This window comes from Paraglaciecola sp. L1A13 (assembly GCF_009796745.1).
Classification (GTDB): domain Bacteria; phylum Pseudomonadota; class Gammaproteobacteria; order Enterobacterales; family Alteromonadaceae; genus Paraglaciecola.
Genome location: NZ_CP047024.1, coordinates 2,137,260 through 2,161,040 on the forward strand (window position 1 = coordinate 2,137,260; position 23,781 = coordinate 2,161,040).

The window sequence follows — 23,781 nt, forward strand, 5'->3', positions numbered from 1 at the left end:
ACCGATAAGGACCAAGCCCAGCTATTAACGCTGGGCTTTTTTATAGACGGTACATGAGCCATGAAAAAGATGAATCTACTTGCCTTAAATTCGCTTTCTGGTAATTTCGTAGCGAAATTTATTTTGAAAGCTCGCAAGAGAATAACGTCAGAGACGAAATACAATGCCAAAAGCAAGTGAAGTAAAAAAGAACGCTGCCATCGAACATAACGATAAAGTGTATGTAGTAAAAGAAATAAACAAACTTACTCCAAGTGGCCGCGCAGGCGCTAGCTTATACCGTATGCGCTTATACGAAGTGACCACAGGCGCAAAAGCCGATGAAAGCTTCAAAGCGGATGAGATGATAAAAACCGCCGATTTTGTACGCCAACCTGTCACGTTTTCATATATCGACGGTGACGAATATGTGTTTATGAATTCAGAAGACTACACGCCGTACAATCTGAATAAAGAAACCATTGAAGAAGAATTGCTGTTTATAGCGGAAGATACCACCGGTCTACAAGTGATGATAGTCAACGGCTCAGCAGTGGGTATCGAATTACCGCCTAATGTTGAATTAGTCATAACCGAAACTGATCCATCAATTAAAGGCGCATCAGCCAGTGCTCGCACCAAACCTGCTACGTTAAGCACAGGGTTAACGGTACAAGTGCCAGAATATATTTCCAGCGGTGAGCGTATTAAGGTCAGCACTAGCGAGCATAAATTTGTTAGCCGAGCAGATAAATAGTTAACGTATAACACCTATTTCACAAGACGAAAAAGCCCGCTGAGTTAAATGAAGTGACCCCCAATAGTTGGACATACCAATTACTGGGGGTTTTTTTATGGGAGAGTTGAATTACTTTATTGTTTCTGTATATACCTAATATGTCAGTGTATATCTTTAGTAAGGGCCGATAATGCTCGCTGCAAAAGAGCGATCAGTTAATTGAGAGCTTAGTACCGTTAAGTGTATTTTAGATATATTTCATAACGTTGATTAATCTTAGTAACAACTTAAAGAATATTTTTCTTGTTAATTATTTAAGTTGCCGAAACCTCCAATTTGCTTGGTATGTTCGAAGTATAGAGTACGGATGATGCTAAATAAAAAGATTGACTTTATGAGAAACGCTACTAAACCTAAGTCTTGAGGTAAGTTTACTTGCCATTTAAAACGTAAAGCAAAGGAATGAAATGCGATGCAAAGGAATACGCTGCACTTATTGAATTTTTTCAGATTCAAGCCCGCTCAATTCAAACCGCCAAAAGCATTATTTATTGTCATTCTATTGATGATTAGCGGTGTTTCGCTGATCTTTTCATCCACTACGTACGCAAAAAAACAAAATGAAGACACAATCAAGGTCAACATACTTGAAAATAACGAGTACAACGAGTGTCTGTTTGTCGATGAGGTGGTTATTGGCGTTAAGTATAGGTTAAAGACGGAGGATTATGGCTCGCTCATAACTGAAATCACTACTGATGGTGTTAGTTATTATGAAGTAACAGCTATAGATATAGAGCGTGGAAAAGGCGAAGTTATCATGACTTTTGATGCGGGAGACTGTGCTATTGATATGCGTGTAGTCTTTAGATAATGAGTAAAGGATATTATTTTAAAAGCATAAATTTGGACACGATTTAAACTGCGCTTTCAATGGACTGTGTCATGGATACAGATACTAAAGAGGGATTTTCTATGGAGTTTCATAGCAGTTTAAGATTGGCTATATGTTTAATTAGTGTTTCAAGCATGGTTAAGGCGGAAGTGGTTGGACTGACAGATGGTCTATTTAGAGTTGACGAGTCGGGAGCGGCTACATACACGATACCCATATTAACGCCTGCTGGTAGAGCAGGGGTAACGCCAACCATTGCATTGTCTTATTCCAGTAATAATATGTCCGAAGGACCGCTCGGTGTGGGTTGGTCAGTTAATGGCATGTCATCTATTACTCGCTGTCCTTCCACACCTATTTATGACAACAAAATCCAAGCAGTAAAATACAATAAACAGGATAAAATTTGTCTTGATGGACGGCGGCTCATTCTTAGGTCTGGTACCTATTTGACCCCAAACAGTACTTATCGTTTTGCGGTGGATGATTTTAGTAAAGTTATTGCGCGAGGTGGCTCGAGCACAAATGGTCCTAAGTATTTTGAGGTTCATAATAAAGCCGGAGAAGTTCACTATTATGGTGACTCTGACCCAATCAATTCGATGTTTAATAACCACAATGATGCATTTATTGAGCCTGGAGGATTTCCCTCAGGTCTAAAAGCTAAAACCTGGATGTTGAAGGTTGTCAAAGATATAAAAAGTAATTTCATTCTTTATAATTACTCAAAGAATACGTCCAAAGGCTCTGTTTACCTCAACAATATACAATATTCAGGCAATATGGCGCGGAGTAAGCAACCGTTTGCAAAGATTCAGTTTGTTTACCGCACCTATGATAAGGGTTTTAAAGGTTATTATGCTGGCGGACATACGTTTCATGACCAAATTCTTGAGCGCGTAGATACATCAATCGACAATGATCTTCATCGATCCTACTTCCTGCAATACGAGGAGTCTGACGTGATTGAAGAACGTACATTGCTTAAGTCTATTCAGGAATGTCCGGATAACGATAGCGTTATGAATAATTGCCGTTATCCCCAGAGCTATATTTTCATGGGGAAACCCATTTAATAGCACAATCAAGGTGAAGAAAAATCTTAAGGTTCACTTCTGGATATAAATCAATGTTTCAGCCCGCATCATCGTTTTATGTTTCTACGTGTTATCAGTTGTTTGGGCATGACTAACGAAATACAGCGTAATAATTGATGGGCCTTATTCTATGAAATGACATTCCGCTTATGCTGGCTTATTCGCCATGTATGGATGGGGTAAATACACCTACGCATTAACGAATAGGCGCAAAAAAAGCTAGGCCACTTCAAATCACAGCGGATTTTTTATGGGAACGTTGGTGCCATAAGCAGACCTTCTCCATTGCCTTCGTATGCATCATAAGTTCCCATTTAAACGGATTGCAAATTAGCTGAATCGCCAAATATCTCGTATTTAATGGCCTGTATATAAAATCAGGTATAATGAGATTTGGTGAATAATGCCTATGTCCCTTCCTATTATGTAATTTTGTCTGGTCTCATTTTGTTTTTCTAGAAAACACTAAGTTACTAATTTAACCGTGGAAAATATTTTTCACATAGCTTTTAATAGGAAGCAGAAAAGTCGCGTTATGTATTGGCCGCCTTTAGTTTTTTCAATTCTTTGAGGTTTTGATCCCTTAGTAGTGAGAAATACTCAGTAAAATCATAGGGTAAATGCTGATAATGACGAGAATTAAAATCAATTCGAGAAGTTACATATGCGGCATTCTCGATAATAAGCGTTATGTGTAAATGGAAGTTAGGTGAATGAATTCTAGTTTTGACCAATATATTTCTAATCTAAATTCAAATAAGGATATTTATCCACATGAATTATTTGAATTCGCTTCAAATAGTGAGCGATATGAATTAAACCACCCTCAATCTCTTCATGATTCGTGGGTAACATCGATTACTATCGCTGAAAATAGAAATAAAATCCGCCCATTTGAACCATCATTATCTATTGTTTTAAATTTACTCGGTCAGCAACATGATCGTGATATTGTACTTAACTATTTTAATGTTAAGTCATATGAAATCTTGGGTTCTGAAAACCCATTTAATTATGGTGACACATTTCATGGTGATGTATTAACACATGAAATATCTATTGTTGACGGTTCATTCCAACATGTTTTAGAACTTCGTTCAGGCTCTACTTTTAAAGTTATCTTTAGTGAATTCAGCTGTTTGGAGCAAGTTTACACATAACAAGAAAATCAACAGGACTAAAAACAGCTGGTTTTGCTCCTGCGTCGCTATTTTACCAGCAATTTTTAGCCCGTTATTTGGGCGTTAAGTAGCTATACGGAGTATCAGGCTATCCAACACGAAATGTTTAAATGGATGATGGAAAATAACCTTAATTGGTCTGCTATTTTTCACAATCACATTGATGTAATTTTAAAAGAAAAGGTCAAAGAGATTCCCGAGATAGAAACTTTATCTGATAAAGATAAGGTTTATTGGAAGAATATCTATGAAAACAACTTTCCTAAGCAATTACGGAATACAACCTTTCTAATGATGTTTGGACATTTTGAGGAAATGCTTTATCTCCTATGGAAACAATACAACCCTTCAAACATTGAATTGGACAAAAAAGGTTTTGGAATTACAAAATTCAAAACTTTTATTAAAACAACACTGAAAACAGACATCGGGCAGCATCATGCATATCAACAAATATCTGATGCGCAAAAAATTAGAAACTCTTTGCTTCATATTGCGGGGCGAGTGTCGCTGTCAAAGGATACTCAAGCATTAAACGAGTTAATTGCCCGAAAGCCTGAAATGTATAGTATCCATCTAGATAGAGTGCAATTAAGTTATGATGGCGTCTTAAATTTTCAAAAAGCAGTTCGAAGTATCACTGAAGAGCTACTTAACAAGGCGCTGGTGGATCCCCTCATAGAATAGGCCTCCCTTCTTTGTGAACCCAGCCAATATAATGTCCAATAGCCCACCTTATTTGAGCTTCACTTATCTTGTCATCCGAGGCCCTTTTTCTGACCTCTCTGCCTAATCTTATGATTGATAACACGCGCCGATGGCGAGTGGTATTGGCTTGAAATGCGCGCTCCCAATGTTGCTGCTGAGCGATGAGGCCGAGCAGTCTTAACAACCATTCAGCAAGCATCGCAATCAGTAGTAATATATCGAATCTTTTGGTGCAGCAACTATTGCTGTGGCGCAGTCCCATTCCATATTGTGGACTTTTAATATCGCGGAAGGTTTCCTCTATTTGTATCCGTCTGGCGTATAAAGTGACAAGCTGTTTAGAATTGAATTTAACGTGTTCCGGCAAGTTGGTAGCGAGTAACCAAGGCTCTTTACTCCCTGCAATATAGCTCTGCTGAGCGGTATGATTTCGGCCTGCTTTTGAAGAGCGTTTATCTTTGCGATGCTTGGGTTTTGCTCTGTATAAATGAAGATGTGCATGAAGCGGATTTTTGCGTCCTAATTCGCCGCAGCCTAGGTACTTAGCCCGAGAATTCGCATCGGGGTAAAACGACTTATTGCTTCGCCAAAGCGCTTGCCCATCACGCTTGAATCCCACATCGCCACGCACGCGGCCCAACCAGAACCAGCCATGTTTTTCTACTTTACGAAACCAAGGGTTACGATAGCCCGCATCGGTCACAATTAACGGACAACAACCTGGTGGTAAGATACTCGCTAGCTCTTTTAAAAAGGGATTGTGGCTAACGGGGCAGTTGTATTCAGCGTAAGAAAACACCCGTTCATACAACGTCACAGAACGCCCTTGCACGCTGACCGATGCACGTAAGGTTAGGTGGCGGAGCTTCTCCCGTACATCAGACCAATCCACAAGTACAACGGGCATGGGGTTCGCACCGCAGAGCAACCGTGCGTGCCAGCGATAGATATCCAATCGTTCGTTGTGCAGTTGTCAATTACCGAGCAGTCTGTCGATGCGTTTTATGTTGTGTTTTGGCGCAACAGAGCCTGCAATGTTGCGGCCTAATTCGGTTAGCGACAGTTGTTGTCCATCCAGTAAAGATTGTGTAGCAACCATAAGAGAGGAAAGACGTTTTGCATGTAGATTGGGGCATTGCTTTTTAAGCAAATCGTGTAAGATATCAATATCACGCATGGAGTTGTTATCTGGTTGGTTTTTGGCGAAATTTATTAGATCAAATAGCATCATGCGTGTCTATATTATTGTTTCCGCTTAATATTATGAGGGGATTCGTTAGAACGCGGCGTTATAGGGCTAGGTGATGAATCTGCCCTCGGTGAATAATTAAAAGGATGAGTTATGGATAACCTTAAAGTACGTTTTGAAAACTGTTACGGAATTTCATCATTAGATGAAACTTTTGATTTATCGAATGTCCGAGGAAAAGCTAAAGCTTACGCAATCTATGCCCCAAACGGACTGATGAAAACATCCTTTTCTAGAACTTTTGATGACTTATCAAAAGGTAACCAACCTAAAGAAGAACGTTTTAATCGGCAATCAACTTGTGTTATTGAAGCTGATAATGTCGAAATTCAGCAAGAACAAATATACGTGCTTAAATCTGAAATAGAAATCAATTCTGACAATGATGCTGTTACCAATATCCTTATTAATCAGGAAAGTAAGGCTAGATATGACTCATTGATCTCAAATATCAATAAGTTGAAATCAAAGCTTCAAACTTCTCTTCATAAACAGTCCAAATTTAAAAAAGATGATGTCGAAAAAAAACTGATAAATGACTTTCTAACAGATGATTTTGTTAAGGCTCTAGAGTTAGCAAAAGAAATTGTTGTTGGTGATGATCTAGGTAGCTTTATTTATAATGAAATATTCGACCCAAAAGCTATTTCAATACTTGAAAGTCCTGAATTTTTATCAAAATCCAATGAATTCAATCAGCGATATCAAGACCTTTTTAATCAAGCGGGTACGATATACACTCGCGGTGTTTTTAACCCTACAAAAGCAGATACGTCTTTTAGTACTTTAAATAAGCAAGGATACTTTGCTGGTGGACATAAAGTTCATTTACAAGGTGATGATTCTTCGATTGATTACGAAGAATTACAAGAAAAGATGAGAGTTGTACATGAATCAATTGACAGTGATGCTGAGCTTAAAAAATTAAGAGGGAATTTAGCTAAAAATGCACAAACTCAAGTATTGATTGAACTCTTGGAGAACATTTCTGCAACAGAAGTAGATTTTCTTTTGCATCAAGTAAAACCTGAAAACCAAGCAGAATTCAAACGGAGTTTATGGGCTTTTTATATTCAAAATTGTCCAGATACTGACGTATTCCTACAAGCTTTTTCCGCCAATCAGGCTGAGTTACGACAAATTGAATTAGCAGCGGCAACAGAAGCCCCTAACTGGTCTATGGCTATAGATCTTTTTAATAATCGTTTTGTCGATATGCCATTTACTTTGTCATTATTCAATCAGGCTGATGCTGCCTTAGGAAAAGATAAAGCAAAATTAAAGTTTACGTTTAAAGATGGTGATGATCTTCTAGATTGTACTAGAAGTGAGATTAAGTCTTTGAGTCAAGGAGAAAAACGAGCACTCTATCTTCTTAATTTTATCTTTGAAGTCGAAGATAGAAAAAGAAAATCAGCGGAAACTCTTTTTATTATTGACGACGTTGCAGATTCTTTCGACTACAAGAATAAACATGCAATTGTTCAATATCTTGAAGATATATCAAAAATAGAGTACTTTTCACAATTAATTTTGACTCACAATTTTGATTTCTTTAGAACGTTATCTAATAGCTTTGTACGTTATGAGAGATGTCTAATGGCTAGTAGAACGGCTGATGGCATAAAGCTATCAAAAGCAGAAGGCATAAAAAATTATTTTATTGGTAAGTGGAAAGAACATATATCAAGCAGTGACTTCATTTTGTGTGCAACTGTACCTTTTACAAGAAACCTACTTGAGTACATAAAAGGTGAAAATGATCCAGACTACTTGAAGCTCACCAGTCTACTGCACTGGAAAGAAGATACAGCCCAAATTACCATTGGGAAATATTATGAAATTTATAATAGATTGTTTGGTACAACGTACGGGACTACCAATACAAATTCATTTAAAGAATTACTATTTACTAAAGCTGACGAGATCAAAAGTAGAGATAATCACGATGGACTTAACTTAGAAGATAAAGTCCTTTTATCAATCGCTATTAGAATGAGATCTGAAATTTTCCTTATCGAGGAAATGCGTAAAATAAAAGAAGACGATACTTATTGGTGTCAATCAAATAATCAATTTGGCGCATTAATAAAGTCATACGTAAAGGAATTACCAAACAGTAATGCTATCAAAACCCTTGAGAAAGTTAGCATTACCGTTAGCTCAAATATTCACCTAAACTCTTTCATGTACGAACCGATTTTAGATTTAACTATTGAACACCTAATCACATTGTATTCGGAAATTTTAGAACTAGAGTCTGCTGTGCCTGTTCCTCAAGAAACTGAGCCAGCCCTATAACAAGTCATTTCAGCAGGACAAATAACAGTTGCCTTTGCTCCTGCGTCGCTAATTTTAGCCAACAATTATTTGCCTCTGAATGAGGCGTTAGTTTAATTGGAGTAATACTTAATTATGGATGATGTATCTGAGCAATTTAAACCGATACAGAAACGGTTTTATGTCATCTTGGTATTATCCGTTATATTCTTTGCGAGTTGCTTTATTCTCCAATATTTTGTTATCGAATTTCTTAATCCTTTTTATGGTGCATTAATTGGAGTATTAATTTTTAATATTGGTATTTGGCTGTATTACAGGTGTCCAAAGTGTCATTCTGTACCATTTGCATTAGGCAGTGATGGTGTAGAAATTAGGCCTAAATCCTGCCATAAATGTGGTACCAAGTTCAGGTAAAGTAATCTAACAAGAGACTATGCCGTCAATAGCTAATTTGTAGCCTTTGGCGCTACCCACATAACCCCGTCTTTCAGCATTGAATTTAAGATAACGACCATCTTCCTGATGCACGCAATAATGGCGACTTTCTTAGGTTTGCCTGCTGCGACCAATCGTTGATATGTGTCCTTAAATACGGGATTACCTTGTATCGCTGACATCATCGCCATGTATAAAACGGTTCTGACTTGATGCCTGCCTCCTTGGATTTTCCGCAGCCCTTTATAACGTCCACTTTCTCGATTCATGGGTGCCACATCGACTGACGCAGACGCTTATTTGTTGGTTATATAAACTGACGCTATTCAACCTGAATTAACCTAATCACTAGACTCCAGCATAGACAGCGTCTTTAAGGTTGATTACCATGCGCTTTTTAAAGTCTTGCACTCATTAACAAGCGTTTTAACGCGTTTGTTTGATAACAGAGAGAATAGCGTTGATAAGCGAATTACAGTTTCAATTTAGCAGTGGCCAGTTGGCTAATCGCTTCCTGAATGAACTTACCCATTGGACATCGTCATCTGGCAATGTTGCTGTTAAAGCTAAATTGGCAAAGGGGTCAGATACCGTGAGTGTGCGCTATTTTTTTGATGGGAAGGGGTTTGATTATACCTGTTCAGAGTTAGACGATTTAGCCGGGCGCTACGGTGGGGAAGAGGTGTAAATAAGCCGCTAGTGCTTTTTTCGACAGACCTTTTTGTTCTAAAATTTTATATACCCCTATGCAATCTATTTACATATTGCAGAGGGGCGTTTTGTCTTCGTTTTTAATCTCTTGTGGTACTTGGGTGAAAGGTGGTGACCACGTCCGCTATTTGCTCTCTGAGCCAGATATGAGCATGATCGTTATCTGCACTCAAATGCCAATATAGGAAGTATTCTACTGGTGCCAACTCAAACGGCATCTCGTATATTGAACAGTCATAGTGTTTTGCCAGATGATAAGGCATACAAGCGATCAAATCGGTCTTAACGATAACCGATGGTACGGTTAGAAAGTGTTGACCACGCATAACAACGCGACGTTTCAAATTCAATTTATTAAGCGCTACATCAATAGGGCCTGCGCCTGTGCGACGCTGCGAAATGTTAATGTGCCCAAGTTGCAAGAAGGTATCTAAATTTAAACCTTGGCTAAGGGCAGGGTGGTTGCGACGGGCAATAACGACAAATCTATCTTCAGCTATTTTTTGTTTACATAGATGTGGGTCCACAAAGGCAGACGAGGCATCAGCGTAAAAATCTAAGCTGCCGCTGGCCATTGCTGACACTATGTTGCTGCGGGATATGTCGTAGTTGGTCAAGGTGATATTCGGCGCCACACTTTGAAGCTTTGCTGCCAGTCTAGGCATAATGCTGGCTTCCAACAGATCTCGTGCGGCGAAGTTATAACTAATTTCTGCTGTGGTAGGGTCAAAGGTATGACTTTCCTGAACGCTTTTGCGCAATAATCCTAGCGCTTCTCGTGCTGGCCCAATAATGTTTTGTGCCGCTGGTGTGGGGGTCATACTGTGCCCAGTGCGCACGAATAACGGGTCGTTTAACATTTCACGTAAACGCGCCAGTGAGTTACTGACTGCCGGTTGCGTAATACACAATACGTCTGCTGCCTTAGTTAAACTGCCTGCGGTGTAAATGGCGTCAAAAACGGCAAAAAGATTAAGATCAATTCTATTTAAGTTCATAGTGGTTTCACTTTACGCTTTGATTAGGCCTAGAGTAGCCTAAATATTCCATCATTTTAGGTAATGTTTTATTATACAGAACATTCATTTAAATGATAGATGGGGGCGATAATTGGAATGTAAAAAATTGTAATAAAGTTTTTTATTTCAAGCGCATAGCCCGAAATATAAGCATTTGCATGCTAATTAACAGATAAAAAAAAGCCACCTTTCGGTGGCTTTTTTACTCGTTATTCACATTAGTAATTTGCATTACCTGGTGTGCGAGGGAAGGCAATAACGTCTCTTACGTTTTGCATGCCGGTAACATATGCTACCAATCGCTCAAAGCCCAAACCGAAACCAGCGTGCGGCACGCTGCCATAGCGACGCAAGTCACGGTACCAACTGTAGTCTTCTTTATTCAAGCCCATTTCTTCTAGGCGGCGGTCAAATACATCTAGGCGCTCTTCACGCTGAGAGCCACCAATGATTTCTCCTATACCTGGTGCAAGCACATCCATAGCGGCAACGGTTTTGTTGTCATCATTAATGCGCATATAGAAGGCTTTGATGTCTTTCGGATAATTTTGCATGATGATCGGGGCACCCACATGCTCTTCAGCCAAATAACGTTCGTGCTCAGATGATAAGTCAACGCCCCAAGACACTGGGAACTCAAACTTCTTGCCGCAATTTTGCAAAATTTCTATGGCGTCTGTGTAGTCCATCCGCACGAAGTCTTGCTCAATCACTTTTTCAAGACGACTGATAGCTTCTTTATTAATGCGTTGCGCAAAAAAGGCCATATCATCAGCGCGTTCAGCTAACACCGCTTTAAATACATACTTAAGTAAGTCTTCAGACAACTGAGCAATATCACTTAAATCGGCAAACGCGACTTCAGGCTCTATCATCCAAAACTCTGCAAGATGGCGGCTCGTATTTGAATTCTCTGCCCGGAAGGTCGGGCCAAAAGTGTAGATTTTTGACATGGCAGTGGCATACGTTTCACCATTTAACTGACCAGATACCGTTAGGAAGGTCTCTTTGCCGAAAAAGTCCTGACTGTAATCCACTTGGCCTTGTTCTGTCGTCGGGGTATTCATCATATCCAACGTGGTTACTCTGAACATTTCACCTGCACCTTCGGTATCACTGGCGGTTAGAATCGGTGTACTGACCCAGCAATATCCATTTTCATGAAAGAAACGGTGTATAGCCTGTGACAAGCAGTTACGCACGCGTGTTACCGCGCCAATAACGTTCGTTCTCGGACGCAAGTGGGCGTGCTCACGTAAATACTCTAAACTATGGCGTTTAGGGGCCATAGGGTAGGTGTCTGGATTCTCAACCCAACCAACTACTTCAACATCACTGGCTTCAATTTCAAGGGATTGCCCTTGGCCTTGAGATTCTTTGAGAACACCTGTGGCAATAATGGAGCAACTAGTGGTCAACCGTTGAATGTCGGCATAATTATTCAGGGTATTCAGAGCAATGACCTGAATGGGATCAAAGCAACTACCATCATGCAAAGCAATGAAGGACAAACCAGCTTTTGAGTCACGGCGGGTGCGTACCCACCCTTTTACTGTGACTTGCTGACCAACTGAATATTTACCGGCAAAAATATCTGCCACTGGGGCTTGCGCCATGTTCTATCTCCAAACCACTTTGGGTATTAATAAAATTCGGACTAAACCAAATTATGTCATTTTTTTAGGGGGAAGTGCCACGATAACGCTGCTAAATTACGTAAATCAGCAAGCGTTTTATCTATAACAAGACAATTTGTGTGAAAAACACGCTGATAAGGCCAAAATTATGCGTCCGTTTCTTGGCTAATTTCACAAGGTGTGTAATCTTACTCAGGTGGCGCTTAGACTCAAGAAAAATCGGAAGTAAGCAGACAATGGAACGTAATAAACAAGATTGGCAGGGCAAAAACCGCCGTAAAACGCGTATAGAGAACGATAAATTATTTCAAATCATGGTTGGGGTCAATGTTTTCGGGTGGGTGGTGTTTGTTGCTGCCTTAATTGTATTTCATTATGCCCGGCCTGAATTTATCACTGGTGCCCAAGAGTTTTGGGGGGTAACTGGACGTGAGCAATGGTCAGCGTCCTTAAGTACTTATTTAGTGGGGTTATTGTTTGCTTGCGTTGGCTTGAGTCTGGCGGTTTTGATATTGAAGCGGAAACGTACTCGTCGTAAAAGTGATAATTTTGGTCTAAGTGGTTTTGTATTGCTGTTAGTCGCCCTAGTTAGTTTATCTATTTTATATTTCGAGTTTAATTAACTCGATATCGCTGCTTAAGTTTGCAGAGAGCTTTATTTACCGCCAAATTATACCGACTTAAATAAACATTAAAATTGGCTTAAAATCGGTTTGATAGGACGAGGTTTGGTGACTATATTGAAACAGTCTTGCACATGTATGTGCGTAGTATAGTCAGCTCATAAATGGAATTTATTAAAGGAATTTATAATGTCTAATAATAAAACACTTATTTCACTACTATTCGTCGTTGCCGTTATCGCCCTCATCCTTGCTGTTTCTTCCCCTATGCCGTACTTACCCACAGAAACGACTACTTCAGTATTTTTTATGGTTGCCATTTTATTGTTTAAAATAGGTGGAGCGATCGCTGCAGGCATTTTATTAATGTTGTTTTTAAGCGACAGGCCATGGCGTAAGCTTCGTCACGTTGACGATATCACGTTCGATGGTTATCAACCGAACGCCATTAAGCAAGAGTCTTTCAAACACGTGTATAACGGTCACCTGCCAAAATAAAGATTAACCGATGAATGAAAGTAGGCGCTCATTTATAAAGCACCCTGATAATTATTTTCATTTAGCTTGGGTTAACTATATGCCCGTCTTATGTAAGTATCGACGAACAGTTAAATCCCCTCATCTTGCGCAAATAATTCCGTACTGAAATAACGCTCCGCTGTGTCCGCTAAAATAGTGACAATATTCTTGCCAGCGTATTCAGGGCGCTTGGCAATATTTATTGCCGCACACGCCGCGGCGCCAGACGATATCCCCACTGGTAGACTTTCAACACGCGCTAGCTCACGGGCATAGATGATAGAATCCTCGTTACTTACAGTGATTATTTCGTCCAACAAGCTGACATCTAATACATCCGGCACATGACCTGAGCTTAACCCTTGGATCTTATGAACTCCAGTGCGGCCTTCACTTAATACAGGACAGGAAGCTGGTTCCACTGCGATGATTTTGATATTCGGATTGCGAATTTTCAAGGCCTTAGCAATGCCAGTGATGGTGCCACCAGTACCAACTCCCGCCACCAGAACATCGACTGTGCCATTGGTGTCACGCCAAATTTCTTGTGCTGTGCTATTAAAATGCATATCTGGGTTGGCTTGATTGCCAAATTGATCGAGCATCACAGCACCTTCTGTGCTTTGAACTAATTGCTTGGCTTTGTCGATAGCGCCTTTAGTACCGAGTTCTTTAGCTGTGGTAATGACTTTTGCGCCATAGTGCTTGATCAGCTTTTGGCGCTCTATCGACATATGCTCGGGGATGACAATAGTCAATGGGATCGCTTTCATGGCACATATCCATGCGCACGCGACGCCATTGTTGCCAGATGTGGCTTCGATAATCTGTGTATTGTCATTGAATGAGTCCGATTGCATCAATGCATTTATCATCGCCAGGGCAGGGCGATCTTTAATTGATCCTGCAGGGTTAAAGTATTCGACTTTGGCTAATATTTCTGCACGTGCATGATACTTCTTAGCAAGACGACTTAAACGCACCAAAGGCGTATTACCTATGGTTTGCGTAATATCATCGTAAATACGTCCTTTGGGCGCTGAGATAGAAGATGAGTTGACGCTGCCTTTATTCGTTTCGTTATTTACAGCAAGTGACAAGGCTTCAGTAGACATAATGTAGGTACCGTCGATAAAGATTAAATCAGTTAAATACTATGCCATACGAAAGCCAGAATAATATTCTAAGTATTGCGCTTGTTTTCGCTAAATTAAAAAATTATTCTTAATATAGTTTAAATTATAGAATTATATTTTATGGATAAGTTAGACAGAGAAATATTAAAATTGCTGCAAGAAGATGCGACCTTGTCTGTTAACGAGATGGCAGAAGCCGTTGGACTGAGTACAACACCGTGCTGGCGACGCATTCAGAATCTTGAGAAACAAGGCATTATTAAAAAACGAGTGGCACTGCTAGACGCGGAAAAACTCAATTTAGGCATGACTGTATTTGTGCAAGTAAAGGCCGCTCAGCATGACATTAATTGGTTAAGTCGATTCGCAGAGCACGCCGCAGGCATTGAACAGATAGTTGAGTTTTATCGCATGAGCGGTGAATATGACTACATGCTTAAAGTAGTGGTATCAGATATGAAAGCGTTTGATGTATTTTACAAAAAACTAGTGGGGGGGATTGAACTATCGGATGTTACGTCGAGTTTCGCCATGGAACAGATTAAGTACACCACCGCGCTGGCCATTCTGTAGTGAACTTGTTTATTAAGGGACAGGAACATCACAATATTCTACGTACATCAAACACACTTTGTTAACGCTTTTATATCGTTTTGAATGCTTTGATAATACCTATATTACCCCACTAGTTGTGAAAAATTTAACTCTGTCGGCAGGGTTTACTATTACGGGTGAAGCGTAAAGTTTGGCTTGCAACGACTATATCTATTTAAAACCTTAAGAAAAATAGTGTAATGTTGCTGACGAGCACCTCATATGCGTGATAATTTATTCTAATATTTTCGCTAAAGCAGCAAATATTTATTTGAGACTCACACTCCAAGTTCAATACACAATAATAATAGCGCATTGGCGCATATATAAGGTTCTATATGGAATGGTATTCTATTCTTCCGCCTATCATCGCAATTGTGGTGGTCTTTTGGCGTAAAGAAGTTATTTTGGCGCTTATTCTCGCCATTTTCTCAGCTGAAGCATTACTTGCCTATCGAGGAGGTGGAGAGTTTATATTTCATGGTGTTATTGGTTCAGTTGAACGGGTAATCGAAATAGCCAGTTCATCAGGTAATACTCGCATACTAATTTTCAGCATGTTAATTGGAGCATTACTCGCCTATATACGTAACTCAGGTGGGGTTACGGCCACAGTTGAAATGCTTATCAATAAAGGCGTAGCAAAAAGTAAACGTCAGGTGGGGTTACTCACCATGTTTACCGGTATTGTTGTGTTTATAGAGTCCAATTTAAGTGTATTGGCATCGGGGATATTGTCTCGAGGTCTATATGATAAATTTAAAATGAGCCGTGCACGTTTGGCTTATGTTATCGACAGCACCAGTGCGCCAGTGTGTATATTGATATTGCTTAACGGCTGGGGAGCATTTGTTCTAGGTTTGTTGAGTAATTATGAACTGGAAGAATCTCCAGTGTCCATTTTGTGGGGCACGATACCGTTTAACTTCTACGCCATTATTGCTCTGCTGATTGTGCTGTATACCATAGTGACCGATCGAGTTCACGGCCCCATGCGTGAAGCTGAGCGAGAAATGCAGCACAATAATGACGCGAGTCTACCTATTCCTGCCAGTAAAGCGCGTTTTATGCTAATTCCTTTAGGCACCATGATTTTCGGTATGATTGGCTTTATGTTATGGACCGGCGATGGTGATATAGCGGCTGGAAGTGGCAGCAAATCAGTTCTTTATGCCACAGTATTGGCCTGCATGGTGGCTTATTTTTTATTGATCAGCGCTAAAAAATACAGCCATAAAGAGTTGGTAGATGAAGGGTTCAAAGGAATGGGCGAAATTTTACCTTTAGTTACCATCGTGCTGTTTTCACTGACGTTAGGTGGCAGCTTAAAAGAATTAGGCACTGGTATATTTGTGGCTAATTTAGTGGGTGATTACTTGCCGCTATCATTGATAGTACCTGTTTTGTTCTTAGCGGGCGGTATTATGTCGTTTACCACAGGAACTTCTTGGGGCACTTTTGCGATTCTTATTCCAATTGGCGTACCCTTGATCCAAACACTAGGTCTGCCGCCCTCATTAGTGCTTGCCGCTATTTTAGGAGGCGGGGTATTTGGGGATCATTGCTCGCCGATATCGGATACCACAGCGGTGTCTTCTATTGCATCGGGTTGTGACTTATTAACCCACGTACGTACGCAAATGCCATATGCTTTATTTGGCGGTGCTCTCGCATTTATCGGTTACTTTATTGCGAGTTTAATTATGCTTTAAGCACCGAGTTTACGCCTGCTGCATCATCCATATAATGTTAATAATTGAATCGGGTGATGCCATTAAATTGTAAATATAACAACTAAAAGGAAGTTTGATGAAGTATTCATTCATAGTCGTGTTATCGGTATTTGTGCTGAGTGCCTGCAACGCGCCGGCACAGAAAAAACAGCAACAACAAAACTATACTCAACAATCTGCTGTTGCCATGCCAGATGCTTTTAGTGCTGATGTGGCTAAGCAAATTATGCTAGATGGGGGGAATGCAGTTGATGCCGCTATTGCAGCGCAGTTTGTGTTAGCTGTTACGCTACCTGAAGCCGGTAATATTGGCGGTGGCGGTTTTATGTTGGTTTACAAGGATCAAAAAGCCGATTTTATTGATTACCGAGAACAAGCTCCGTTAAATGCTCACAGAGATATGTATCTAGATGAACAGGGTAATGTCGTGCCGTATCAGTCTGTTATCGGTATTTTATCATCAGGCGTACCGGGCACTGTTGCCGGTATGTGGTTAGCACATGAAAAGTACGGCACTTTGCCATGGAAAGATTTAGTTGAGCCCGCGGTAAGGCTCGCCATTGACGGGTTTGTGATGCCAGAAAAATTAGCTGGGTATATTAGTCGTTACAGTCAACGCTTAAAAGACAAAGGCTTTGAGGTTAATTTTGATGACTACTTTGCCTCAGCAAAAACAGGTGACGTATTTAAGCAGCCTGAACTTGGGGCAACGTTAATGCTGATCCGCGATCAAGGCCGTGATGGATTTTATAAGGGAAAAACGGCTAAAACCATTGCTGACTTTATGGCACATCACAAAGGTTTGATTAATGAAGAGGATCTTGCTCAGTACGAAGCTAAATCTCGCGCACCTATTATCGCCAAATGGCGTGATTATGAAGTCGTAACCTCTCCGCCTCCTAGCTCTGGTGGCATAGCCATTATTCAGTGGTTAACCTTTTACGACCAATTGACGGCAGGTAAAGCCAAACTTGAACATAACTCAGCCCCTTATGTACATTTATTAGCTGAGGCAGGTAAGCGCGTTTTTGCTGATAGGGCTGAGTATTTGGGCGATCCTGATTTTGTCGACGTGCCAGTCGAAGAACTCATTGACCCAGCATATATTGCTAAACGTGGTGCTGATATCAGCATGGATCGTATCTCGGTGACCGAGTTGATTAAGCCCGGTTTAAAAGAAAGCGAAGAAACCACACATTTTTCGATTGTTGATAAATGGGGTAATGCGGTGTCGAATACCACTACCATTAACCTAGGTTTTGGCAGCGGCGTTGTGGTAGAAGGTGCGGGCTTTTTATTGAATGATGAAATGGATGATTTTAGTGCTAAGCCAGGTGTCGCAAACGTGTTTGGTGCGGTAGGCGGCGAAGCGAATGAAATACAACCTAAGAAACGCATGTTGTCCTCAATGACGCCGACTATCGTACTTAAAGACGGAAAAATCAGTGTGGTGACTGGCTCGCCAGGCGGAACGACCATTATTAGCTCTGTGTACACGTCGATATTGAACGCACTTGAATTTAATATGAGTGCCCAAGAAGCTGTGGATGCACCACGTTTTCATCACCAGTTGTTGCCTAAGGACACCATTCGATATCACGACGGGTTAACGCCTGACACCGTTAGTGCGTTAGAGAAAATGGGTTATATTATGGATAATGAGCGCTTTGGTGACCTGCACACTATCGTCAATAGAGAGGGTAAACTTGAGGCCGGCTCTGAATCTAGCGGTCGGGGTAAATCGATAGTGTTCTAGTTTATAATCTGAAAAATACCGAAACAACGAAAAATGGTTGCTAATTAGGCAACCATTTTTTATTAAAGAACAGGTAGATTGGCGTTATTCATGATGATGACCACCATCCAGTGCGTTGCCTTGGTCGTCATAGAAGCCAGACGCCCCCTTTTCGATGAAGCCTAACGTAACCATTTTATTCAAGAATGGGTCACTATGGTCATCGCCAATATCAGCAAAATCTGTCGTTTGATAATTCCCTAAGTGGGCAAAGAAATCACTGATTTGCTTATCATCATGGTTCACCTTTTGTAATGTCCATGTTTCATGCTTAGCACCTTTTGTCCAGCTGTAATAGCTTGGCAATGCTTGCCCTACTAGCCATTTAACGTTGATTTGTGTGCCACCAATCGTCTTGCTATAAAACTGGGTACGCTCACACCCAGTACCTGTTTCTTTAATGATATCTAACTGGGAAAGTAATGAATTCGAAATAAGTTGGTTGCGGTAGTCCCAATCAGATTCTGCTTTACCGTGCACCTTTTCACCTGGCTGGTACTCAATGGCGCGCTGCTGTGTATCAAAATAACGCGTCGGTTTAATTTGTTGGTTTGAAGACAAATACCAGCTTTCTGTAATGTGCGTTTGCAGATATTGATGGGCAACGGTTCTACCGTTTCGCCATAGTACTAAATCACTTGCGTGCTGATGTAAGCCGTTTGTTGACTCGAGTTGATACGATGCCGATAGCGTTGATGATGAAACATCACATTGGGCAAAGCTCTGCGCAGCGTATAAGCAAAGAATAAAAATTAGCGATTTGTACATGATTGATTCCTAAAATGGGGGGCGCTTAATTGCAATACCATTTACATGGGTACTTTTTGTTGGTGTTTCATGGCAAGGCGGTTCCTTACTGGCGTGTTGAAGTAAGTCGTAACTTGACCAAAAGCAATATAAAAACAAGTAAAAAGAGTAGGGCACATGTTGCGCCCTACTACATATTTGCTCGATTACTCTATCGTTTGTGCGCTATTCGCCTTGTTGGTCAAATCCGCGGCGAAATCCATGATGTGATACAACATGCTTTGCTCGTTGGTACCGTTAACCAATAATGCACCTGGGCCACTAGCGAATATACCTACGTCTTCACCCGAATGAGTTTCAGATGAAAGTGGTACTAGGGCTTCTTGGTGGTAGCCTGGTGTTGTGGTGTCAATGTCTGTTAAATTTTGACGACCAGCAGCAATGTCAACGTTATAACCTTCGTCAGCGTCCGTTTCTGCACCTAGATTTCGAAACCCTCCGCCATTGGTGTAACCCAAAGTGGTGTAAGGCATATCATCTGCAGCGAGTGCTGGTTCTTCTGCACCGACATTGACCACTTTCCCTAGAATAGGATTACCCCGTTTAGGATACCCGGCAATGGTGAACACATGACCGTGATCAGCGGTGACAATAATTAACGTCTCCTCTGGGTCGGTCATGTCGACAGCTCTTTGCACCGCATTAGCGAATTCGATAGTGTCAGTGAGTGCATTGTATGCACTACCAGCATGATGACCGTGATCGATGCGACCTGATTCAACCATTAAGAAAAAACCGTCATCGTTGTTATCCAAAATCTGAATTGCCTTTTCTGTCATTTGACTAACAGAAGGCTCACCCGCCACATCGTTTTCACGATCCGCTTCATATTGCATATGGGATTCATTAAACAAACCAAAAACGCGCTCAGTGGTTTCAGTATTGATACCATCAAAACCCGTTTCGTCAGTGACATATACACCGTTGGTGTACTTCGCCTGCCATTCTGCCGTTAGGTCGCGCCCATCGGTGCGATCACCTTCGATTGCACTAACTGCATCAGTACTGTTAAATGCAGCGTCTTTGGGTAAAAAGTGACGACGACCGCCACCAAATGCTACTTCAATACCGTCAACATCAATACCGTCTATGCGGGCCTCAAGCATGCTTTCAAAGTTAACCAGCTGGTCAGCAATGTCAAGACACCCCGCTGTAACTGCCGTTTCTGGCATATCTGAGATATCTTCCCAGTTACGATCAGCTGACTTAGCATACGTTGCTGCTGGTGTCGCATGGGTGATTCGGGCGGTTGAAATAATACCGGTAGACTTGCCTGCAATTTCGGCAAGTTCAAGTACGGTTATCAATTCATTGCCGGTGGTCGTTGCGCAATCTCCGCGCTCGATATCTTCATCGACACCGATAACACCTACGTCTGTTTTAACACCGCTCATCATCGCGGTCATTGTGCCCGCTGAATCAGGGGTCTGGGCATCAACATTATAGGTTTTTGCAAGACCAGAGAACGCGAATTTATCGAAACTCAATTGATTTTCTTCACCCGGGTTGCCTTTTAATTGCCCATCTAAAATACGGGCGGCGGTGACAGTGGATATCCCCATTCCGTCGCCGACGAAGAGAATAACGTTTTTCGCTTTTCCGCGCAGGCCGCTAATGCTTTTGGCTGCTAATGCTGGTGCCGTTTCAGCGGTGCTTTTTGCCGCTGTTGTGTTGGTCGCATCCAACCACGTTTGACGAGCAGCAGATACAACCTGCTGTCCATCGACAAACCACTCGTTGTTAACATTTGTTAGTAGGGCACTGCTGCTAACGGTGGTGACACCCGGTGAACAGACATATTCTGTTGCGTTAATTTCAGTCGATTCTAACGTACCGCTAGCATCTGCATCGATACCCGAATCAATTTTCACCCCACTATTGGGACAATTGACATCACCTGTAAGCAAAGGAGATTGCACAATTAAACTGCTTGAACCGTTAGTACCATTTGTACCATCATCGCCGTCGTCAACACAGGCAGATAAGCCCATTACTGCTAGCGCTATCAGGGTTAAATTTAATTTTTTCATTTTTTTTCCTACCTATTCCTGAATTAAATCAAGTGCTTGCTCGATGATGTGAAATACAACGCTTTGCTCTACTACCCCTTGCACGAGTTGCGAACCCGGGCCATTGGCATGCAAGGCAACATCTTCTCCAGAGTGGGTTTCAGAGCTAAGGGGGATAAGCGCCTCTTGGTGATAGCCAGACGTGGTGGTGTCTATGGCAGAAATGTCCATACGACCTGCAGCAATGTCTTCGTTGTAACTCGCATCACCGTCAGTTTCAGTGCCTAAATCATGGAAACCAATACCGTTGGTGTAGCCTACAGTAGTGTATGGCATGTCATCTGCTGCCATTGATGGCTCAGTTTCGCCTACGGCAACTACCTTGCCCAGAATGGGATTACCGCGTTTAGGGTAGCCAGCGATAGTGAACACGTGACCATGGTCGGCAGTGACCAATATAAGGGTTTCATCAGGGTCGGTGCTGTCAATCGCCGTTTGAATGGCATTCGATAACTCGATAGCGTCAGTCAGCGCGTTATAGGCACTGCCTGCATGGTGGCCATGATCGATTCGACCAGATTCAACCATCAGGAAAAAACCCTTTGCATTGTTATCCAGCACGTCGATGGCTTTGCTGGTCATCTCGGTTAGAGAAGGTTCACCTGCAACATCGTTACTACGGTCAGCCTCGTATTGCATATGTGATTCGTTAAAAAGGCCAAATAAGTGTGTGGTATTGGCAGCGTCAACGGCATCAAAGCCTGTTTTATCCATCACGTATGTGCCGTTAGTGTATAGGTCTTGCCATTCTTGGGTCAGGTCACGAGAATCTGTGCGATCACCTTCTATTTCACTCACTGCATCTGCACTGTTAAACGAGGCATCTTTAGGTAAGAAGTGCCGGCGACCGCCCCCCATAACGACTTCCAAACCGTCAACATCGACGCCCTCGAAACGCGCTTCAAGATTAGCTTCAAAATGTACCAGTTGATCAGCAATATCTACGCAACCTTCTGCTATTGCGGCTTCTGGGATGTCTGAAATATCTTCCCAGTTACGGTCGGCCGATTTTGCATAGGTTGCAGCGGGCGTGGCGTGGGTAATACGGGCGGTAGAAATGATCCCCGTCGCCATGCCTTTAATTTCAGCAAGCTCCAATGCGGTGGATACTTCATTACCCGCAACGGTTGAGCATTCGCCGCGTTCAATCTTTTCGTTTACACCGATGACACCTACATCTGTTTTAAGACCGGACATCATGGCGGTCATAGTGCCCGCAGAGTCTGGGGTCTGGGCGTCAACGTTGTATGTTTTCACTAACGCGGTGTGAGGAAACGATTCGAAGCTTAAATATCCTTCTTCACCTAGATTACCAGCTTGTTGGCCTTGTAATATACGTGCTGCAGTTAGGGTAGAGACACCCATGCCATCTCCCACGAACAAAATCACATTTTTAGCTTTGAATTGATTGTTTGTTTGCAATTTTGCCGCGAGTTTGATTTGTGCATCAGCATACCAGTCACTGTCAGTTTGATAGCTAGGTAAAACGTCAGCGTGCAGCGCAGTTGATACAGCGAATGCAAGTGCACTGGCTGTAGCGATCCAGTTTATTTTCATGTTTATTATCCCGAATTTGATGTGCTTTGGTTGTTTCAGTTACCAGTGAGTCCAGTAATCGCGCTGCTAGCCTAAAGGAGTAATATGAATAATTGCTGACACTTTGTTGACGGTTCAATGACGTTAAGATGGCATTATCGTGGCAGATTTTTTACTAAATTATGACGGGCTGCAGGTGATGTTGATGAATGTGAGTTGTGCTTCGACGGGAGAATAAAAGAGGAGTTTGGTTATTTATGTTTAACGATTTATTGCGCGGGTTTAAAAAAGGGATGTTCAGTAAGTAACAATGTATCTTCTGAGACTTTAAGGATGCTACCTTGATCGTACCAATCACCTAAAACAATACGCTGTGCAGGAAGGCCATTGACTTCAAAGTCATGAATGTCAGGACGGTGAGTGTGTCCATGGATAAGTCGTTGCACATTAAAATGTGCCATGGTGTTTATGACTTCTTGTTGGGTAACATCCATAATTTCAGTGGTTAACTGCTTTTGGTTTTCTTTGCTGGCAGCTCGACCATTGTCGGCAATTTTCTGCCGAGTGGATAAAGGCAAACACAATACTAATCTTGGCCACCACCAGCCACGTGCTTTTCGCCGAAATTTTTGGTAAGCCACATCTCGGGTACATAACTCATCCCCGTGGGATATTAATGTTGGCGTACCGTATAAATCTACTACGACTTGTTCAGGTAACAAGGTGAACCCAGCTTGCTTAGCGAAGCGCTGGCGGATCAAAAAGTCACGATTACCATGGATAAAATAAATGTTAACGCCGCTGTCGGCAACTTGCTTAAATTCATGGGCCACTTTTTGATTAAACGGGGTTTGATTATCATCGCCTATCCATGCTTCAAATAGGTCACCTAATACATATAAAGCATCTGCTTGACGGGCGTTGTGTTGCAAAAATTGGAACAGACATTGACTAATGTCTTCACGCTCAGGAGACAAATGTAAATCGGCGATAAAATAGGTAAATGACATACTAAAAGGCTCTTTATGAGGCTTAT

19 protein-coding genes and 2 pseudogenes are annotated in these 23,781 nt (G+C 41.5%); 12 read left to right on the forward strand and 9 right to left on the reverse strand.

Annotation, left to right across the window (positions count from 1 at the left end):
- Positions 1-163 precede the first annotated feature (163 nt).
- The 5 genes from yeiP to GQR89_RS08935 all read left to right on the forward strand — a co-directional run bounded on the left by yeiP (position 164) and on the right by GQR89_RS08935 (position 4,578).
- A complete protein-coding gene (gene yeiP, locus GQR89_RS08915; protein WP_158769721.1) occupies positions 164-736 on the forward strand; it encodes an elongation factor P-like protein YeiP in 573 nt (190 codons plus the stop codon).
- 454 nt (positions 737-1,190) lie between these two features.
- The gene (locus GQR89_RS08920) at positions 1,191-1,592 is read left to right on the forward strand and encodes a hypothetical protein (RefSeq protein WP_158769722.1); all 402 of its coding nucleotides are present in this window, start codon (positions 1,191-1,193) and stop codon (positions 1,590-1,592) included.
- A 71-nt stretch (positions 1,593-1,663) separates the two neighbouring features.
- Complete coding sequence (locus tag GQR89_RS08925; RefSeq protein ID WP_158769723.1) at positions 1,664-2,689, forward strand: SpvB/TcaC N-terminal domain-containing protein; 1,026 nt, start codon at positions 1,664-1,666, stop codon at positions 2,687-2,689.
- Between the two features lie 734 nt (positions 2,690-3,423).
- Positions 3,424-3,870, forward strand: coding sequence for a hypothetical protein (locus GQR89_RS08930; RefSeq protein ID WP_158769724.1), 447 nt, complete (start codon positions 3,424-3,426; stop codon positions 3,868-3,870).
- Between the two features lie 123 nt (positions 3,871-3,993).
- A complete protein-coding gene (locus tag GQR89_RS08935) occupies positions 3,994-4,578 on the forward strand; it encodes a hypothetical protein (RefSeq protein ID WP_158769725.1) in 585 nt (194 codons plus the stop codon).
- Here the strand turns inward: GQR89_RS08935 and GQR89_RS08940 are convergent.
- Positions 4,568-5,776, reverse strand: a pseudogene (locus GQR89_RS08940) (IS4 family transposase). The gene GQR89_RS08935 and the pseudogene GQR89_RS08940 sit on opposite strands and share 11 nt — an antisense overlap.
- Positions 5,777-5,941: 165 nt before the next feature.
- On the opposite strand from GQR89_RS08940, the gene GQR89_RS08945 reads away from it, so the two are divergent.
- On the forward strand, positions 5,942-8,149 hold the full coding sequence (locus GQR89_RS08945) for a hypothetical protein (RefSeq protein ID WP_158769726.1): 2,208 nt from the start codon (positions 5,942-5,944) through the stop codon (positions 8,147-8,149).
- 428 nt (positions 8,150-8,577) lie between these two features.
- On the opposite strand, the pseudogene GQR89_RS08950 reads toward GQR89_RS08945, so the two are convergent.
- Positions 8,578-8,862: pseudogene (locus GQR89_RS08950) on the reverse strand (transposase); the annotation flags it as partial.
- Positions 8,863-9,026: 164 nt separating this feature from the next.
- Between GQR89_RS08950 and GQR89_RS08955 the strand changes: the two are divergent.
- Positions 9,027-9,254 carry a hypothetical protein gene (locus GQR89_RS08955; RefSeq protein WP_158769727.1) on the forward strand — a complete coding sequence of 76 codons (228 nt, stop codon included), beginning with the start codon at positions 9,027-9,029 and terminating at the stop codon, positions 9,252-9,254.
- A gap of 103 nt (positions 9,255-9,357) precedes the next feature.
- Here GQR89_RS08955 and GQR89_RS08960 read toward each other — a convergent pair whose 3' ends face one another.
- Together GQR89_RS08960 and asnS are read right to left on the reverse strand one after the other, a co-directional pair.
- Entirely contained in the window at positions 9,358-10,275 is a 918-nt protein-coding gene (locus GQR89_RS08960; RefSeq protein WP_158769728.1) for a LysR family transcriptional regulator, read from the reverse strand.
- Between the two features lie 239 nt (positions 10,276-10,514).
- Entirely contained in the window at positions 10,515-11,912 is a 1,398-nt protein-coding gene (asnS, locus tag GQR89_RS08965; RefSeq protein WP_158769729.1) for an asparagine--tRNA ligase, read from the reverse strand.
- Positions 11,913-12,169: 257 nt separating this feature from the next.
- On the opposite strand from asnS, the gene GQR89_RS08970 reads away from it, so the two are divergent.
- Together GQR89_RS08970 and GQR89_RS08975 are read left to right on the forward strand one after the other, a co-directional pair.
- Positions 12,170-12,556, forward strand: a complete 387-nt coding sequence (locus GQR89_RS08970; RefSeq protein WP_158769730.1) for a hypothetical protein — start codon at positions 12,170-12,172, stop codon at positions 12,554-12,556.
- Positions 12,557-12,745: 189 nt separating this feature from the next.
- Positions 12,746-13,054, forward strand: coding sequence for a hypothetical protein (locus GQR89_RS08975; RefSeq protein ID WP_158769731.1), 309 nt, complete (start codon positions 12,746-12,748; stop codon positions 13,052-13,054).
- Between the two features lie 110 nt (positions 13,055-13,164).
- Here the strand turns inward: GQR89_RS08975 and cysK are convergent, their stop codons facing one another.
- On the reverse strand, positions 13,165-14,190 hold the full coding sequence (gene cysK / locus GQR89_RS08980) for a cysteine synthase A (protein WP_158769732.1): 1,026 nt from the start codon (positions 14,188-14,190) through the stop codon (positions 13,165-13,167).
- Positions 14,191-14,331: 141 nt separating this feature from the next.
- On the opposite strand from cysK, the gene GQR89_RS08985 reads away from it, so the two are divergent.
- The 3 genes from GQR89_RS08985 (at position 14,332) to ggt (ending at position 18,294) form a co-directional block, all read left to right on the forward strand.
- Complete coding sequence (locus GQR89_RS08985) at positions 14,332-14,784, forward strand: Lrp/AsnC family transcriptional regulator (protein ID WP_158769733.1); 453 nt, start codon at positions 14,332-14,334, stop codon at positions 14,782-14,784.
- A 359-nt stretch (positions 14,785-15,143) separates the two neighbouring features.
- A complete protein-coding gene (locus tag GQR89_RS08990) occupies positions 15,144-16,517 on the forward strand; it encodes a Na+/H+ antiporter NhaC family protein (RefSeq protein WP_158769734.1) in 1,374 nt (457 codons plus the stop codon).
- Between the two features lie 97 nt (positions 16,518-16,614).
- Positions 16,615-18,294 (forward strand): gamma-glutamyltransferase, encoded by a 1,680-nt coding sequence (ggt, locus tag GQR89_RS08995; RefSeq protein ID WP_158769735.1) that lies wholly within the window; start codon positions 16,615-16,617, stop codon positions 18,292-18,294.
- Between the two features lie 84 nt (positions 18,295-18,378).
- Here ggt and GQR89_RS09000 read toward each other — a convergent pair whose 3' ends face one another.
- The 4 genes from GQR89_RS09000 to lpxH all read right to left on the reverse strand — a co-directional run bounded on the left by GQR89_RS09000 (position 18,379) and on the right by lpxH (position 23,755).
- The gene (locus tag GQR89_RS09000; protein WP_233269128.1) at positions 18,379-19,101 is read right to left on the reverse strand and encodes a hypothetical protein; all 723 of its coding nucleotides are present in this window, start codon (positions 19,099-19,101) and stop codon (positions 18,379-18,381) included.
- A gap of 185 nt (positions 19,102-19,286) precedes the next feature.
- Positions 19,287-21,170, reverse strand: a complete 1,884-nt coding sequence (locus tag GQR89_RS09005; protein ID WP_158769736.1) for an alkaline phosphatase — start codon at positions 21,168-21,170, stop codon at positions 19,287-19,289.
- Positions 21,171-21,182: 12 nt separating this feature from the next.
- Positions 21,183-22,766 carry an alkaline phosphatase gene (locus GQR89_RS09010; protein WP_158769737.1) on the reverse strand — a complete coding sequence of 528 codons (1,584 nt, stop codon included), beginning with the start codon at positions 22,764-22,766 and terminating at the stop codon, positions 21,183-21,185.
- A gap of 248 nt (positions 22,767-23,014) precedes the next feature.
- Complete coding sequence (gene lpxH, locus GQR89_RS09015) at positions 23,015-23,755, reverse strand: UDP-2,3-diacylglucosamine diphosphatase (protein WP_158769738.1); 741 nt, start codon at positions 23,753-23,755, stop codon at positions 23,015-23,017.
- Positions 23,756-23,781 lie beyond the last annotated feature (26 nt).

Excerpts from the sequence above, each read along its gene's own strand:
- GQR89_RS08930 (WP_158769724.1), top strand. The coding sequence starts at position 3,424 with ATGAATTCTAGTTTTGACCAATATATTTCTAATCTAAATTCAAATAAG.
- GQR89_RS09000 (WP_233269128.1), bottom strand. The coding sequence starts at position 19,101 with ATGTACAAATCGCTAATTTTTATTCTTTGCTTATACGCTGCGCAGAGC.
- GQR89_RS09005 (WP_158769736.1), bottom strand. The coding sequence starts at position 21,170 with ATGAAAAAATTAAATTTAACCCTGATAGCGCTAGCAGTAATGGGCTTA.
- lpxH (WP_158769738.1), bottom strand. The coding sequence starts at position 23,755 with ATGTCATTTACCTATTTTATCGCCGATTTACATTTGTCTCCTGAGCGT.
- GQR89_RS08935 (WP_158769725.1), top strand. The coding sequence starts at position 3,994 with ATGTTTAAATGGATGATGGAAAATAACCTTAATTGGTCTGCTATTTTT.
- GQR89_RS08970 (WP_158769730.1), top strand. The coding sequence starts at position 12,170 with ATGGAACGTAATAAACAAGATTGGCAGGGCAAAAACCGCCGTAAAACG.
- GQR89_RS08960 (WP_158769728.1), bottom strand. The coding sequence starts at position 10,275 with ATGAACTTAAATAGAATTGATCTTAATCTTTTTGCCGTTTTTGACGCC.
- GQR89_RS08945 (WP_158769726.1), top strand. The coding sequence starts at position 5,942 with ATGGATAACCTTAAAGTACGTTTTGAAAACTGTTACGGAATTTCATCA.
- asnS (WP_158769729.1), bottom strand. The coding sequence starts at position 11,912 with ATGGCGCAAGCCCCAGTGGCAGATATTTTTGCCGGTAAATATTCAGTT.
- GQR89_RS08920 (WP_158769722.1), top strand. The coding sequence starts at position 1,191 with ATGCAAAGGAATACGCTGCACTTATTGAATTTTTTCAGATTCAAGCCC.
- cysK (WP_158769732.1), bottom strand. The coding sequence starts at position 14,190 with ATGTCTACTGAAGCCTTGTCACTTGCTGTAAATAACGAAACGAATAAA.
- GQR89_RS09010 (WP_158769737.1), bottom strand. The coding sequence starts at position 22,766 with ATGAAAATAAACTGGATCGCTACAGCCAGTGCACTTGCATTCGCTGTA.
- GQR89_RS08985 (WP_158769733.1), top strand. The coding sequence starts at position 14,332 with ATGGATAAGTTAGACAGAGAAATATTAAAATTGCTGCAAGAAGATGCG.
- GQR89_RS08990 (WP_158769734.1), top strand. The coding sequence starts at position 15,144 with ATGGAATGGTATTCTATTCTTCCGCCTATCATCGCAATTGTGGTGGTC.
- GQR89_RS08975 (WP_158769731.1), top strand. The coding sequence starts at position 12,746 with ATGTCTAATAATAAAACACTTATTTCACTACTATTCGTCGTTGCCGTT.
- yeiP (WP_158769721.1), top strand. The coding sequence starts at position 164 with ATGCCAAAAGCAAGTGAAGTAAAAAAGAACGCTGCCATCGAACATAAC.
- GQR89_RS08925 (WP_158769723.1), top strand. The coding sequence starts at position 1,664 with ATGGATACAGATACTAAAGAGGGATTTTCTATGGAGTTTCATAGCAGT.
- ggt (WP_158769735.1), top strand. The coding sequence starts at position 16,615 with ATGAAGTATTCATTCATAGTCGTGTTATCGGTATTTGTGCTGAGTGCC.